A 15,615-nucleotide genomic window follows, 5' to 3' on the forward strand; every position below is an offset into this window, starting at 1 on the left:
CGGTTTTGCATGACCACACCGGACCGGGGCGGGCAGCGGAAGCGGGCGAACGGGGAAGGAGCAACGGAGCGAAGCGCAGTGCGACCCCGTGCAGCCAGACGCAGCCGGGCGGGCATGAACTTCTTTTTAGCGGAGGCCCTGGGGCCGACCTGCCTTATTGCTGTTTGCTGAGGGTTTGCACTGCTGCTGATGCCGCCAGGGATGGCGGCCCCACCCCGCCGTACAACGCGGGGGCGCACGACATAATGTGTATTATACGAAGACGGCCCGCTCGTTGAGGGCGGGCCGGGCTGAGGGGCTCTGCGGGACGACTGCGTATAATACCCGCACATTATGTTTAATGGCCGGGCACCGGGAGCCGGCTTACAGAGAACGCTGGCGGTAAGGCCTGGTGCGCGGCCATTAACCCCCGCGCCCACTGAACGTGATGAAGGCAGATCGCCGCAGGGACGCGGCGCTCTGCCGCGCACGGAACGGCCGCACTCACAGGGAGCCGGCTAACTCTGCGGACTGACCGGCGGCTCCCCTGCGGCGTCCGGCTCTGAGGTTTCCGGCTCCCGCTGCTCTGCCGGATGTGTGGAGGCATGCACCGCCTGTAACGCCCTTATGCTCACCTGCGTGTATATCTGCGTGCTCTCCACGCTCCGGTGCCCCAGCATCGCCTGTATCCATCTGAGGTCCGCGCCGTTCTCCAGCATCTGCGTCGCCATCGCATGTCGGAACAGGTGACAGCTCCCTTTCTCTACCCCGGCAGCACGCAGGTACGGCACCACCGCCATCGTGATACCATTCGCCGTCAGTCCCGCCACGCCGTCCATTGCCAGGAACAGCGCTTTGCAGTCCGGCGTGACCAGGATTTCCGGGCGAACATGAACGATATAGCGTTCTAACCACCACAGCGCACGCTCACCCACCGGGATAACCCGGTCATTCTTCCCCTTCCCCTGTACGATGGTCAGTATCTTTCTGCTGAAGTCCGCGCTGTATATCTCCAGTTTTTCCACCTCACCGCGCCGGATACCCGTTGACCACAGCAATTCCAGCAGTGCCCGGTCACGGATGCCCTGCAACGTGCTCAGGTCGCACAGGTTCACTATCTCTTCCACCTGTTCCACACTCAGGATGGTGCGTGGCAGGCGCTTCTCCAGCCTCGGCAGCTCCAGGTCGGCCGCCGGATTCGCCAGGACAGCCCCCTGTTTTGTCATCCAGCTGAACCACACCTGAAGCGGGGCCAGCGTGCTCCGCTGCGTCCGGCTGCTCAGTGGCTCACCGTTCGCTTTCCGGTAGTGGTACAGATGCCGCTGGTAACTTTCCAGCACCGGGCGCGTGATATCTCCGGCATGATACAGACCCCGCTCTGCCGCCCAGCAGATAAAGCGGTAGCTGTGATGCGTCTGCACCTTCAGCGTCGTTTCCGACCAGTTGCGCTCCTGCCGCCACCGTACGAACCGCAGCAGCAGTGCATACAGGCTCTTAGGATGGGAGGCCGGTCCCACCGGCTGCCGGTAGATATCATCGACAGTTAACAGACGGTTTGAACCCGGTTTACGGTTTGACGGGGGTCTGCGGTTGCTCATGGTGACACTCCGTTGTCATGACTGGCGCTGCCTGTAACCGGCTGCTAAGAAGAGAGGTTTACTGACGGGGGCGAAGGCAGCAGCACCGTTTTATTTTGTGCCCTTATTACTGCGGTTTCATCAACCCGAACCACTTCGCCCTCTGAGCCTTCTGCCATCTGGCCTGAAGCCGGTTTTTCCTGCCCGAAATTAGCCCGAACCTGACCCGAACCTGAGGCAGACCTGCCTCCTTCAGACCCGAACTTACCTTCACTGCCCTCGTTTTCATCCACGTTCAGCAGCCCGCACAGGTGGTTTTCATCACCACTGCCGCCGTCCCACAGCAGCTCATAGCGCAGCAGGTGGCCACGACTGCCACCGTGGGTTAACAGATATTCCATTTCACTCAGGCGGATACAGTGATGCTTCAGCTGGCTGTCACTCCAGTTCGTCCGGGCACGGATATCACGCCGGGTGAAGCGTACTTCACAAGGCTTACAGCTTTCACGCTGTACCCTCTCCCTCACCATCTCCTGTATCAGCAGTAACAGCTTGCGCGTCTGCGGCGGCATCTCGTCCAGCGTCCGGCCCAGCACCTCATGAGCAAGACGGTTTGCCAGCGCGATATCCAGCGGCTGTACCTCGATATACTCCATCACCGCCCCACGATGTTCCGCCCGCTTCACCTCCCGCTGATACTGATGCAGCAGCGCCACCGCCTGTATCAGCGTCAGGTATTTCATATGGTCGCGCCGCGTCCGGGTTTTGTCGCTCAGGAACGTCAGCTGTTCCGCATACGGGTTCACCACCTTCAGCGGCCGCAGCAGCCTTTGTGCGTTCTGATGTAACCGCGTCAGATACCCTTTTTCCGACTGCGCCAGCAGCCCTTCCAGCGTCTGCGCTTTACGCTGCATCGCATGTATCGCCTGCGTCTGCTCCCGGCTCTCGTTCACCGTCAGCACCAGACAGCGGTTCAGCAGCTCTTCGTCCACGTCCGACGCCGTGGTGGTCAGCATCAGCATCACCGGCCCCTGCACCCGGTACTCCCGCGTCACCAGTTCGCCGGAGGATTCATCCTTACCGGTTGAGGCGATTTTCAGTTCACCGTCCGACTGCAACAGTTTCAGCGCATACGCCGCCTGCCGTACCCCTTCTTCCTCTGCTATTGCCAGGATTTTATGCGAGAGCGAGGTTTCGCCCAGGTAGTACAGGCTCTGCCCCGTCATCGCTGAGTACTGCACCCGCTCTTCCTCCGGTATCAGACCCAGCACCGCGTCCATCAGCGACGACTTGCCCGCCGCGCTGCTGCTCTGTATCAGTACCGCTAACGGCTTATCCAGCTTTCTCGACGTCGCCGCCAGATACCCGGTCAGCAGGTTGGTCGCCTCACCCACCAAGCCACAGGCCGCCAGGTCACTGACGATACGCTCCGCAAGGTCCGGGGATTTCAGCAGCGCAAGCGCCGCCTGTGCATCCTCACCCGATACCGTCACCGCGGCGGATGCCTGCTCTGCTTCCGCCGCTTTCAGCCGCTGCGTCTGCTGCTGCTCCAGCGCCAGCAGTACCCGGCCACACTCGCGCTTTATCACTGCGATGTCACAGGCCAGCTCGTTTGCCGCCGTGCTGATATACGCCTGCCGCTGTTTCGCGTGATACATATCGAAGCTGTCCACGTGGAACGCGCCGGTACTGTCATCCAGCACCTGCACGTTCACCTTCATCACCTCCGGCAGTGCGTTCTTCTGCCAGCCCCGCACCCGCCACATACGCGGACCGGAACGTAACAGCAGGTCACCGGACGGCGTCACGTCGCTGGCGATAAGGGACGTTTCCGCTGGCACCGGTGCCGCCTGAACGTCCGGCAGGGCAGCTAAAGAAGGGAAGTTTTCACCGCCGGCCGTTACCGTTTCAACAGCAGCAACGGTGTCGCTGCCGGACCCCATCCGCACCGCCTGTTCCAGCGCCAGCGCGAACGCGGATTCAGGGCTGCCGCTTTTCAGCGCATAGGCATTCGCATCCAGCCCCTGCGGGAACCGTACCCGCCAGGCATCGATCTCCGCTCCGGCCAGCTGAACGGCAACAGCGTCTGCCCCCCTGTCCCCGGCGTCGTCCCGATCGAAGGCGATCAGCACCCGCTTTACCCCGTGATACTGCAACGCCGCCAGATGCCCGCCGGTAAAGCCGTTCACCCCGTAAGCCGCGATCACGTTGCGGAACCCGGCACACCAGAAGGTCATGGCATCGATCAGCGCTTCGCACAGGATCACCACAGACGAGGCTTTCAGCGCGGCTTCATTCCAGATCCCCGTCAGCGGTGACGGCAGGTAAAGGTGTCTGGCCGATCCTTTTTTGATCTGATGATCCGGCATGGTTCGCCGTCCGTAGAGCTGCAACACCCGGCCACGCTGTACCGGATCGTAGCTCTCTGACCAGCCCGTAACCGGCACCACCAGACAGCCCCGGAAGTGGTCCTGCCGGTTGCTTTCCCGCACCACGCCCAGCGCGGTCAGACGGGCGCGCAGTGCTTTACCTTCCTTTGACGACGTGGACGGCAGCGCCCCCGCCACGCCGTGCGGCCCGGCGAACCCCAGCTTAAAGTGACTCACCAGTTCAGGATGCGACAGGCCGCGTTTTTCCAGCCAGGCCAGCGCATCCGGGCTGTTCAACAGGTTGTGATGATACCAGTCCGCCACCTGATGCAGCAGCGCCTGGCCGTCGTCGTCCAGGTCGGTGAGCGTCTGACGGACCGGCGGCGAAGAAGGAACGGCGGCGAAGAAGGAACGGCGGCGGCTGAAGAAGAGCAGGAACCGGCGAACGCACGCAGCCGCAGCACCGCCTTTGGCAGGGAGAAGCCTTCGGTTTTCATCATCCAGTCAACCACCGACCCCGCAGCCCCGCAGCCCCGCAGCCGAAGCAGTGGAACAGATTTTTATCCGGGCTGATGACCAGTGAGGGGGTTTTCTCATCGTGGAACGGGCACAGCAGCACAAGGTCACGTCCCTGTTTACGCAGCGTATGCCCCTGCGATTCAGCGAGTGCCGCTAACGGCACGCTGCGCTTCAGCTCGTCCAGTTCCTTTTGTGGGATGCGGGGCATATCACAGACTCCTGTCAAAAACCTGTCAAGACCACTATAATGTTTTAATATGGTACATCATGATGTATTATTAGCAAGGGTTGATTTTTACAGGGAGTAATATCATGCGTACATCATCACACTGGTATCTGCTCACCATGTCATTACCTGCAAGACTTAACTCACTGCGTAAAGAACTTGGCCTGTCACAGCAGGCAATGGCTGATGCTATTGGCCTGCATGTGAACAGCTGGAAGAAGTATGAGAGCGGCCAGGCCATGCCTTCGCTGGATGCGCTGAAGAAGATAGCCACCACGCTGCATGTCAGTACCGACTTTCTGCTGTTTGATGAACATGAACGTGGACCGGGCGATGCGCTGGCACTTCAGTTTGAGGCGGTCAGCCAGTTGCCGGAGAACGAACAAGCGATTGTGCGTGAAGTACTGGAGAGCCTGATCATCAAGTACCAGTCACGGCGCTGGGATTCGGCAAGGAAGGCAGTTAAGGAAGGGTAACGAAGCGATTATTTAACGCGGTGATATCGGGTTGCACCCCTTTATCACCGCTAACCACAGCAACTAACAGAGGTAGTTATTATGGCTGAGCAACATCATAAGTCAGGAACAGGTATATCCTCAACATCAAGAGCTTATACTGTGGGGTACGTCCGGGATTCGCGGACATTTGAGCCGTCACCGTCGGTCACCCTGAAGGGCCGCTGGCTGGCTGAGGCAGGATTTGAGACCGGCACGCCGGTTGATATCCGGGTGATGCCGGGCTGTCTGGTACTGACCGCACGCGCACCGGCCACACCGCAGGAACCGGAGATTATGCAGACGCTGAGGAAGGTCTGTAAGCTGTCAGCCCGCAAGCAGCGGCAGGTGACGGAGCTGATTGAGGTGATCAGTAAGCCGCAGCGATAGGACGGTAACTGACTGAACGACAGACAAAAAATCCCGGCGCTATGGCCGGGATTCTACTACATTTGTAATTTCCAAAAATTCATACCATTAATCAACCAATATTGTTCCTTATCTGGAATGAATAAACCAAAATCACTATTAGCCTGAGCATTCCAATCTGGTGGCACAGATGTTTCATGACTTCGATCCCAATCAGTATGGCGATATATTTTTTTATCAAAATTAATATAGAACTTAGGCAATCGCATTTTCCACTGATCCCACTCATCAGAAACAGGTTCTGTTAATACTGATAAAAACCTCTCAACATAATCATAAAAATCATATAAATAAGATGCTGAGCGATCTAGTGTAAAAAACCTTTTCATATCTTCAACTGAATAAGTTTCGACATTATTTTTAATAGTATATTCATGAAAATTATCTTCTGTCAGAATAGGGAATCCATTCCTAAACAATCTTATTGCTTCATCATAAAGAGATTTATCCATAAACCCATTTTCAATGTAAGCCTTATATTCCGGCCTCACATCAATACAATAGTTTTCTTTATTATCAATAACATAATAATGAACCCCTTTAACCACAAAAACAGCTATTGCTTTTTCACCATCAAAAAGTTCTCTGAGCAAATCCTGGTAATTATTTTCCAAATTCATTCATGAACTCCTCTTTTGTTAGCACACGAGATTTTGATGAGTTCTGCTCTATGAGTCTGTCCCACACTTTCGGTAACTCCAGCGATACGCTAGGCTCACCTTTATTTGGATCTACTATCTTAGGTGCATTTGGGTCTTTAGGGATACCAGGGATAGGTTTCTGTGGAACAGCAGCATCCATTATTTGTTTATGTAATGCAGCATCGACCTCAAAAACGACCACTGATCCATCAGCTCTTTTATTAGTAAGATAATATGAAGCATGATTGGGACCATTTGTACTGACGCATAATTGCCCACTGCACCCTGAGTTGATAGTTACACTACCATCAGCATTAGCGCTAATTCTATTTTGGCTAGTTTTTGTGCCACTACCACCACCTTCAACCCTGAAGTAAGTTTCTGATGCATTCCCCTTAGCTACTGGGATATTCTCACCCTTCATTCCATAAACTGCACCACCTATCGCTGCCGTGGTATGAACGCCAGCCATCGCGGTATAAAGGTTGTCCGCCGTTTCCTTACTCACGCCCCAGTTTGCAGCAATGCGGTTAACGTTCGCTTCACGCTCCGCTTTTGCATCCGCACTGGCATACTGCCACATCAGGGCGTCAACCTGCCCTTTTCCTTCTTTATAGACGCTACCCATATTGCCGACATACTGGCCGTCAAGCTGCTCATCATAGCTCTTCGCCATCGCCGCCAGTTCCTGCCGCATTCCCTGGCAGGCCGCTGAGGACAGCCCCTGACAGGCCGCATTCAGCTTCGCATCGAACGCCTTATCCTTCGCGTTCAGGTCGCTAATAAGTTTCTCAGCCTGCTGCTTTTTCTCACCCTCAAGATAAGGCAGCGACCACTTCGCATCCTGCCGCTGTTTCTCATCTTTTGACGACAGCGCATTATTCTCAACCGCATTCTTCCCTGCCTGGCCGCCAGCCACCGCGGCCGATGTACTGTCTCCGGCTATACCGCCGGCCAGTGCTGCGGCCAGCGTGCCCAGGGCGCTTATCTTCTGCTTCTCATCTTCGGTTAGTTTATCATGTGGGACGCCCGGGTAAAGCTGCTGGGCAATATATTCTCCCGCCGCTGCACCTGCGGCGCCCGCCAGCGCTGAGTTACCCTGCGCCTGCGCCACCACCGCGCCCAGTACCGCGTGCGCTATCAGATTCGCCTCGACGTTTATCACGTCCTTGCCGTCAGGGCCCTTTGTCATCGTTTCTTTATGGATAACTTCTGCCAGATACGGTGCCGCTGCACCCGCTATCGCCGCATTCAGGTTACCGCCCGCCAGGCCCTGCACCGCCGCCGTGGCGGCCTGAATACCCTGTTGCAGGCTGCTTCCCGTGCCGAATTGAGCCGTTGCCGTTATATAGGCCTGTTTGGCTATTTCATCGGCGCTGGGACGCAGGTTGCCCTCGCTCGCCAGCTTTTCTCTCGCAGACTGGAGGGCAGACGGGTCTTTCTTCGCTTTCTCACCGGCTATCTCACCCTGCGTCCGCGCGATATCCCCAACCTGACTCCCTATCTCACCTATCAGCTGCGCCTGCTGTAGCCGCTTCTGCTCTTTCTCTTTGTCGAAGATTTGCTTCAGGCCCGGATTGGCATTCTCCGCATCACGGCTGAGGTTTGCCACGTCCTGCTGCTGGTTCTGCCGATCGCGGATCGCTACCGTGCCGTCCGAGATCGCGGCCTTTGTGGTGCTGGAATCGTGGCCGCTGTTGTTTGCGCCGGTCAGCAGCGCGCTCGCCATATTTCCCGCCAGCATCCCGGCAACGCCACCGCCGGTGCTGATACCCACGCTCTGGTGTTCGGCTTTAAAGTCCGCCCTGTTGTCGATATCGCTCCAGCCCAGCGTGCCGGTATCAAGTTTATTTTTATCTGCCGCAGCCGTCGACCCGATAACCGCCCCGTCCAGCTGCGTATGGTTGCCCACCGTCACGTCGAAGCCGCCCTGACCGGCAAACAGACCGGTCTGGTCCGTCACGCTGTCGTAGTTGCTGTGCAGTTTGTCACGGCTCAGGTTGACGTTGACCGAGCCGTTCAGGCCCGCGCCCGTTGAGCCCAGCCCGATGCCCACCTGCCCACCGGCGCTGACGCTCTGCTGTTTGCTGTCATAGCGGTCGCTGTCCTGTTCGCTCTGCAGCGTCAGGTTGCGCCCGACGTCCGCCGTCACTTTCTCGCCGCTGACCTGCGCCCCTTTCAGCGTGGTGTCGCGGCCGCTGTTGAGCGTAACGGCCTGCCCCGCATCCAGCGTGGTGTTGGTGTGGGTCAGGCCGTTGCCCTTCTCACTGCCCCGCCCCTGGTTGATGCTGGCTGAGACGCTGACGCTGGCACCGCCGGAGCCTATACCCAGCCCGACGCCCGCGCTGCTGCCGTGGCTTTCATTTTTCCCGTCGGTACGTTCGGTGTTCTGGGCTGACAGCAGGGTGATATCGCGCTTCGCATCCAGGCCCAGATTCTGCCCGGCTTTCAGCTGGCTGCCGGTGACCGCGATATCCCCCTGGCTGCCCGCTGCCTGGCCGGTCGCGGTGATTTGCAGATTATTCCCGGCGTTCAGGGTGCTGCCCTGTGCCTGGGTGCTCTGCGTCAGGGTTTCGCTGCGCGAGGACTGACTGCCATAGGTAAGACTGATCCCCACGGTGTCATTATTTTTATTGTCGCCCGCGCCTTTTGCGGCATCCAGCGCCACGGCCTGTGCCGCCTGAACGCCACTCAGGGCCGCTTTGGTCGCCTGCAGAGCCTGCAGGCGGCTGTCGTCGGTATCCTGGGCCTGATGCGCGGTTTGGACCGCCGTGTTGACTGCCGAACCGGCCGCGCCGGAGAGCGCCAGCGTAAAGCCGCTCTGCTTCTGTTCGGTTTTAGTCAGCGCGGTGTGGCTGTTTTCCGCCGCGGTGATCGAGACATCGCTGCCGGTGACCGTCAGATCTTTCCCGGCGATAATATCGCTGCCGTGCAGCTGCACCTGGTTATTGGCGGTCAGGGTCACGCTGCCGTCGCTGCTGCCCACCGTGCTGCCTTTACTGAGCGAGCCGGTGGTATCGGTGGTCGTCTTCTGCTGCGCCTGGCCGTAAGTAAGGCCGATGCCGCCGGTGCCCATCAGGCCGGTCTTTCTCTCGTCAACGAGATGCGTTTCATCATGCGCCTCAGCGGCGGTGGTCACGGTCAGATCGCGACCCGCCGAGAGGTTAACGTCCTGCGTACCCGCGACGTTACTGCCGCTAATGGTGACATCACGTCCGGCCTGTAGCTGCACGCTGTCGCCGCTCAGCGTGGTGCTGAGCGCCTGCTGGTCGTGCGCCTCATCGTGGGTTTCCACGCTGCTGCCCGACATAAACCCTTTGCTGCTCTGCTTACTGTGTTCAGTCAGATCGCTGCTGCTGCTGCCGGTGCTAAGCGCAATATCGCGCCCGGCGCTGGCGGTGAGCGCGCCACCCGCGGCCACGTCCGCCGCGCTGGCGCGGATATCCTGCCCGGCGCTGAGCTGCAGGTCGCCTGCGGTCGTGATACGGGTGCCGACGTCGGTCTGCTCAGAGAGGTGGCGATAGTTGTCGCGTCCCCAGCTATCGTTTTCACTGTGCCGGGTGGCAACGGTGCCCAGGGTCAGATCGTTCCCTGCCTGTAGCTGCGTGATACCGTTTTTCCCGGCGTTACCGATGTCGCTCCCGCTCAGAGTGATATTGTTCATCGCACTGAGCGTCAGCGCACCGTCCGGGTTCTGCACATAGATCCCGGCGGCACGATCCACCCAGCGGTCAGTACCGTCGCTGCGCAGCGTCGTCTGGCTGGTGATATCGCGCCCGGCCAGCAGCGATACGCTATCACCACCGGTAATCTGGCCGCCGAGGTTATTGATGTCCTGACGGGCGGTCAGCGCGACCTGGTTGCCGTTAATATAGCCACTGTTGGTCAGCGTTTGCGCCGTCAGCTGCGTCACCTCGCGACCCTGAATGGTGCCGCTGTTGGTAATGTCGTTCTGTGCGCTGAGCGCCACGTTATTGCCGCCCATCAGCGCGCCGTCACCGGTCAGATCGCCCTCTTTAACCTTCGCATAGACCTGCGGCACCAGCACCGTCTGCTGCGTGCCGTCCGGCAGCGTCACCGTCTGATTAACCAGCCAGACAATGTCGCTGGTCAGCAGCGCCATCTGGGCAGGTGTCAGCGCCACGCCCAGTTCCAGCTGATACTGCTGACCAAAGGCCACGCCGTTATTCATCAGCGCACGGTACTGCTCTTCATCATTGTTGTAGCCGCTGATATAGCGATTACCGGTCATCTGAATAATCTGGTCGCGCACCACGCGCTGTTCGTAGTAGCCATCGCCCAGCCGTTTGAGCGTCTGCCCGCTGGACGACGGCAGGGCCGTCTGCATGTAGTCGCTGCTTAGCCACTGCTTCTGGTTGGTGAAGCGCGGATCGGTCTCCACCAGATAACGGCTGTCGCTGGCGGGCTGCAGGGCAAACAGGCTGTTGTCCGGCAGTCGGGTGTCCGGCGAAACCGCGCGGATCACCGGCGTGATGCTCTGCCCGTTGACCACCGTGGCGGGAAGCGTCAGTGTGAACTGCTGCCCGGGCGGCAGAACCAGCGGATGATCCTTGATGCTGCCCAGATTTTCTAGGGTGATGGTGCCGCTGTAGCGCAGCCCGTCGCCGGGAAGCGCCGCGTCCGTGACGTCATGAGACGCCAGCGTCACCGCCTGGGTTGCCTGCTGCCCACCCGCCGCGCCGACCGCGCTGGCCTGGGTGGTAACCGTCTGCTGTTGTCGACTGCCGGTCTGATAGCCGCTCCCCTGCGGGGCCGCGTTAGCCTGCCAGGCGAGGGTTTTCAGATCGATAGTTTCGGTGACCACCGCCGGGCGATAGTTGCTGCTGCTTTTGCCCTGCGACGTCTTGGTGCCACCGAGTTTCTTTTTCTTTTTCTTTGAATACCAGCGTACGACCTTGCCGTCATCGGTGGTGACCCGCACGCCTTTGGTCGCCTGGTTATCCAGTTCGCCTATCTGACCGCCCAGCGTCGCGCCCGCCACAATCTGGCTATCCTGGTTAGCCAGCCGGTTGGCGGTAAAGGTCATGTTGCCGCCGGAGAGGATTTTGCCCGGATCGCTCTCTTTGATCTGGGTTTCGTTGACCACGCGCTTGTAGTTGTATTCGTAGAATTCGCTGCCGCTGGTGCCGTCCGGCATGGTAGCGCTATGCACGCCATATTTGTTTTTATGGCTGGTATCGACCTTATCCCAGTCGTAGCGGGTGGTCTTACCCTTCAGAACCGCCTCATGGTGCTGGGCGTTTTCCGTCATCACCGTCTCGGTAGTAAGCTGGCGGTTGGTGTTGTTCACCTCCGCCATAGCGATGGTCGCATTGCCTCCGGCCTCGATGGTCGCCCCGTGGTTATTAAGCTGACGGCCCTGCCCTGTGGCCTGGTCGTTTTCGTCCAGCTGGCCGCCAAAGCGCATCTCCCCGGCGCTGTAGATCAGCGCGTGATCGCGGTTATTGACCGTGTCGGCGGCGATGTCGAGCCGGTCGCGAGCGGCAATCACCGCCGCTTTGCCATTCTCGCTCAGATTATTCAGCACCGCCGCCGCAATGGCGATATGGTCGCCGTAGATGCGTCCGGTGCCGGTGTTGTTAAGTACCCCGGCGACCAGATGCGTCAGCCCGCCGTCAATCAGGCCGGTATTGTTGAGGGTATCGCCCGCGGTGATATGAGTGCTCTGCCCGCTGATTTCGCCCGTGGCCTGGTTATTGACGTTCTGCGCGGTCAGCCAGAGCGCCTGCTGCCCGGTGATAATGCCGTCGTTGGTGACAGTACCCGGCGTGGTCAGCCGCAGCGACCCGTTAGCTTTGACCTCCGCAAGATTGTGGAAGTCCTTCGCCAGCGTGATGCCAAGGTCACCCTGCGACAGCACCTGCCCGTCGCCGCTCAGCGAGGCGGCGTTGATTTGCCCCTCCCTGCCGCTGATCATTACGCCCTGGAGGTTGTTTATCGCCAGCGTCTGGCCCTGGGCGGCATCCTGTACCTTCAGGGTATCCAGCAGCGCGCCTGCATGTGCAGGCATGGTCGGGTAGAGACTGACCCAGGAGGAGGATTCAGGCGTGAGCATCACCCTGCGCACCCTGCCAGGCACGATCAGCAGCTTCAGTTCGCCCTGACGCAGATCCTGCTGGGGGGCCAGCACCCGCGTGGTGACCCAGCCGTGGTTTATCAGCCGGTTTTGCAGCGTACTCATCAGCAGGTTGATGCCCTGAACGCCCAGACAGTGGCCGACCGCCTGGTTTGCAAGTCGCGGTAAGGGAACCCAGTGCGGCAGCGCGTCCCGTCCTTCAAGGGTAACCTGATGAATAACAAAGCAGGGCTTTTCGTCGGGAAAGGCCAGATGCGAGGGAGCAGGCACCGGTTCAGACAAGCGCACGTCTGGCGCCTGCGGCATCAGGGTCTCATTACGCGCTTTTTGCTGTTCCTGCTGATGCTGGATCTGCTCGTCGCCCGGCGCGGCGCTGACGGCGCTGGAGATCGCTGCAATCAGGATGGCGACACCCCGTGCAGACAGGCGGCTGATTTTGTTTCCCTGCATGACACTTCCCGGCTGTGAAAAAATGTAAACAAATGTGTATTGTGTGCTTTTATGCGCACATTATGCACTGGGACAGGAAAACTTCAAGAAGAAAAATGAAGAAAAACTGACGATTCCTTTACATTTGAGAGCCAGGATAAAAATTTAATTCTAAAAAAAACCTTATTATTACTGGCCTGAATGGGATCTTTCCTGGCGAGTTAACAAGGCATATGGGGAGTTAAAATCCTCATTCCCCGTTGCGTATCTGACTTAGCGCCGCCAACAAATTCTTTTCATTCCACTGGATACGTCATATTTTGTCCTGGGCCTTAGGAATTTACCCAGAGCGCGCTCGCCAGGCGTATTTATTTTATTCAGGTCCAGAGGTGGCTGTTTTTATATTCCCGCTTAAATTCCCATTAAGTCAGAAGGAAGCTTTATGCAATTGCGTAGTCGGACAATAGAACAGCGTCAAGCTCGAAACATCAAATAGGGTAATCAACCTGGGCCTTGCGGTTTTTTTGCACTTCCCTCCGACCTTTTTACTCGGGAGGGCAAAAAAGGATTTCGTTTCGGGAAAATATGCTTTTGTGCAGCGTCTCGCGGTCCACTTAATGGGCGACTGGTATGCTCCGGCAGACTTTTTTTCACCTGCCCGCAAAGAGGACGTAGCGATGAGCCAGATTAGCTGGACCGATGTGGATAATTTTTTTGTGGATACCCTGGTTGAACAGGATGAGGCGCTGCTGGCCGCGCTGGAAAACAATAAAGCGGCGGGGTTACCCGCCATTGATGTGACGCCAAACCTGGGGAAGATGCTGCATATTTTTGCCCGGATGATCGGTGCCAGGCGCATCCTTGAAATTGGTACGCTGGGTGGCTACAGCACCCTGTGGCTGGCGCGCGCCCTGCCCGCCGACGGCCTGGTGGTGACGCTGGAGTATGAGCCGCGCCATGCGGAGATCGCCAGACAAAATATCCGCCGGGCCGGGCTGGAGGATCGGGTGGAGATTCGCATCGGTGCCGCGCTGGAAAGTCTGCCTGCGCTTGCCGCGATCGCGCCTTTCGATCTGATTTTTATTGATGCCGATAAAAAGAATAATCCGCACTATCTGGAGTGGGCGTTAAAGCTGTCGCGTAAGGGGACGGTGATTATCGGTGACAACGTGGTGCGTAGCGGAAGAATTGCCGACCCGGCCGCAGATGATGAGCATTTGCAGGGGCTGCGTCACTTTTTGCAGCTGCAGGCGCAGGACGACCGCCTGACGGTTACGGCGCTACAGACGGTCGGCGCCAAGGGATGGGACGGATTTTCCATTGCGCTGGTTGAGAAGTAATCTCCAGGCGGATGTATCACTGGCGTCAGGCGCGCAGCCGCGCGCCTTAACGGGAAATTAGCTCACCAGCATCAGTTCGCGGTCTTCAATCATCGGTTTATTGAGTAGCGACAGCAGGATATTTTTCACCGCCTGGGCCGATGGCGAGAGGGGACGGCGGGCAGAGACGTTCAGCGACAGCGGCAGATTGAGGGTTGGGCTGGTGATGCGCGACATCCACGCATTGGTTGAACTGACCAGCGCGCGCGCGGCGGATTCCGGCAGCACGGTGACGCCCATTCCGCTGGAGACGGCAGAGCTAAGCGTGGCAATGGATTCGATTTCGCCGATTATCCGCGCGCTGAGGCGGCGCAGGGAGAAGGCTTCATCTACGCGCATACGAATAGCGCTGTAGTCTCGCGGCAGGAACAGATTCATCAGGGCCACATCGGCAAGATCGATGTTTTGCCCCGGACAGGTTGTCGCCCCCACCAGATAGAGTTCTTCTTTCATCAGCGGCATGCTGGTTATCCCGGCCGTTGGCGCACGGTCATAGAGTACCGCCATGTCAAGCTGGCCATTCATCACTTTTTCGTTTAGTGAAGCCCCGCTGTTTTCATGCAGATAGACCAGCACCTCGGGGAATTGCTCGCGCACGCTTTGTAGCAGAGGCATGGTCAGCGATGAGGCTGCCGTTCCCGGTGCCAGGCCAATCGAGACCTGCCCGGTGAGCATCTGCCCGGCATTGATCACCGCCGCCTGAGCCTGTTCGCACTGGCGCAGGATGGTGCAGGCGTGGGAGTAAAGGATTTTCCCGGCTTCCGTGGGCGTCACGCCGCGCTTGGTGCGGATGAGGAGCTGCTGGTCCAGTTCGCCCTCCAGCGTGGCGACCTGCTGACTGAGCGCGGGCTGCGCAATGTGCAGGACTTCAGCCGCCTGGGTCAGGCTGCCGATATCGACGATTTTTACGAAGTATTTGAGTCGTCTTAAGTTCATGTTGCCTCCGTCACGGATCCCCGAATGCCAGAGTCACTGGCGAGAAATATAAGTTTTCACTCTGGTGCGAGGGGGTGTTGCAAGCGTCATGCCAGAATGGTCTTAGTCTTTGTCCCCTGTGATGGACGTTGGCTAAGAGGCGGTTAAATAAGAGAATCTGATTACCCCTTTAGGGTTAATCAATTTTATTTATAGAGTGCCAGCAGCAGCGTTGCTTACTGACGCACTGCAATGGTGCGGAATATGCTGTATCAGTGTGCATGTAACCGTTTCCAATGTAGCCTGCGTCACGGAGTGGGGGCATTGTGGCCGTTATCGGTTGGCTGCCCTTTATTTTCTGGTGGGTTGTATGGGCTGCGATATCTGCTGTGGGGGTGGATAATCCCTGCGGGTGCCGGGCTGCGATATCTGACGAGCCGGTGGATAATCCCTGCGGTTGCCGGTGAGTTGTCCGGGCTGCAACATCTGCTGTGTCGGTGGATAATCCCTGCGGGTGACGGTGAGTTGTCCGGGCTGCAACATCTGCTGTGTCGGTGGATA

Annotated in this window: 7 protein-coding genes and 1 pseudogene; 3 read left to right on the forward strand and 5 right to left on the reverse strand. The window is 58.3% G+C overall.

Annotated elements, in window-relative coordinates:
* Positions 1-497: 497 nt before the first annotated feature.
* Positions 498-1,577 carry a site-specific tyrosine recombinase XerC gene (xerC, locus tag AAGR22_RS13605; protein WP_345828013.1) on the reverse strand — a complete coding sequence of 360 codons (1,080 nt, stop codon included), beginning with the start codon at positions 1,575-1,577 and terminating at the stop codon, positions 498-500.
* 44 nt (positions 1,578-1,621) lie between these two features.
* Positions 1,622-4,652, reverse strand: a pseudogene (locus AAGR22_RS13610) (CHC2 zinc finger domain-containing protein).
* Positions 4,653-4,789: 137 nt separating this feature from the next.
* Between AAGR22_RS13610 and AAGR22_RS13615 the strand changes: the two are divergent.
* Both AAGR22_RS13615 and symE read left to right on the forward strand, forming a co-directional pair.
* Positions 4,790-5,146, forward strand: a complete 357-nt coding sequence (locus AAGR22_RS13615; protein WP_345831600.1) for a helix-turn-helix domain-containing protein — start codon at positions 4,790-4,792, stop codon at positions 5,144-5,146.
* Positions 5,147-5,227: 81 nt separating this feature from the next.
* Positions 5,228-5,554 (forward strand): endoribonuclease SymE, encoded by a 327-nt coding sequence (gene symE / locus AAGR22_RS13620; protein ID WP_345828014.1) that lies wholly within the window; start codon positions 5,228-5,230, stop codon positions 5,552-5,554.
* Between the two features lie 56 nt (positions 5,555-5,610).
* On the opposite strand, the gene AAGR22_RS13625 is transcribed toward symE, so the two are convergent.
* A complete protein-coding gene (locus AAGR22_RS13625; RefSeq protein WP_345828015.1) occupies positions 5,611-6,213 on the reverse strand; it encodes a hypothetical protein in 603 nt (200 codons plus the stop codon).
* Complete coding sequence (locus AAGR22_RS13630; protein ID WP_345828016.1) at positions 6,197-12,781, reverse strand: hemagglutinin repeat-containing protein; 6,585 nt, start codon at positions 12,779-12,781, stop codon at positions 6,197-6,199. The genes AAGR22_RS13625 and AAGR22_RS13630 overlap by 17 nt, the downstream gene beginning before the upstream one ends.
* 656 nt (positions 12,782-13,437) lie before the next feature.
* Here AAGR22_RS13630 and AAGR22_RS13635 point away from each other — a divergent pair.
* Positions 13,438-14,100, forward strand: a complete 663-nt coding sequence (locus tag AAGR22_RS13635; RefSeq protein ID WP_345831601.1) for an O-methyltransferase — start codon at positions 13,438-13,440, stop codon at positions 14,098-14,100.
* A 57-nt stretch (positions 14,101-14,157) separates the two neighbouring features.
* On the opposite strand, the gene nac is transcribed toward AAGR22_RS13635, so the two are convergent.
* On the reverse strand, positions 14,158-15,075 hold the full coding sequence (nac, locus tag AAGR22_RS13640; protein ID WP_345828017.1) for a nitrogen assimilation transcriptional regulator NAC: 918 nt from the start codon (positions 15,073-15,075) through the stop codon (positions 14,158-14,160).
* Between the last annotated feature and the right edge of the window lie 540 nt (positions 15,076-15,615).

This window comes from Erwinia sp. HDF1-3R (assembly GCF_039621855.1).
In the GTDB taxonomy this organism is placed as follows: domain Bacteria; phylum Pseudomonadota; class Gammaproteobacteria; order Enterobacterales; family Enterobacteriaceae; genus Erwinia.

Excerpts from the sequence above, each read along its gene's own strand:
- nac (WP_345828017.1), bottom strand. The coding sequence starts at position 15,075 with ATGAACTTAAGACGACTCAAATACTTCGTAAAAATCGTCGATATCGGC.
- AAGR22_RS13635 (WP_345831601.1), top strand. The coding sequence starts at position 13,438 with ATGAGCCAGATTAGCTGGACCGATGTGGATAATTTTTTTGTGGATACC.
- xerC (WP_345828013.1), bottom strand. The coding sequence starts at position 1,577 with ATGAGCAACCGCAGACCCCCGTCAAACCGTAAACCGGGTTCAAACCGT.
- AAGR22_RS13630 (WP_345828016.1), bottom strand. The coding sequence starts at position 12,781 with ATGCAGGGAAACAAAATCAGCCGCCTGTCTGCACGGGGTGTCGCCATC.
- AAGR22_RS13625 (WP_345828015.1), bottom strand. The coding sequence starts at position 6,213 with ATGAATTTGGAAAATAATTACCAGGATTTGCTCAGAGAACTTTTTGAT.
- AAGR22_RS13615 (WP_345831600.1), top strand. The coding sequence starts at position 4,790 with ATGTCATTACCTGCAAGACTTAACTCACTGCGTAAAGAACTTGGCCTG.
- symE (WP_345828014.1), top strand. The coding sequence starts at position 5,228 with ATGGCTGAGCAACATCATAAGTCAGGAACAGGTATATCCTCAACATCA.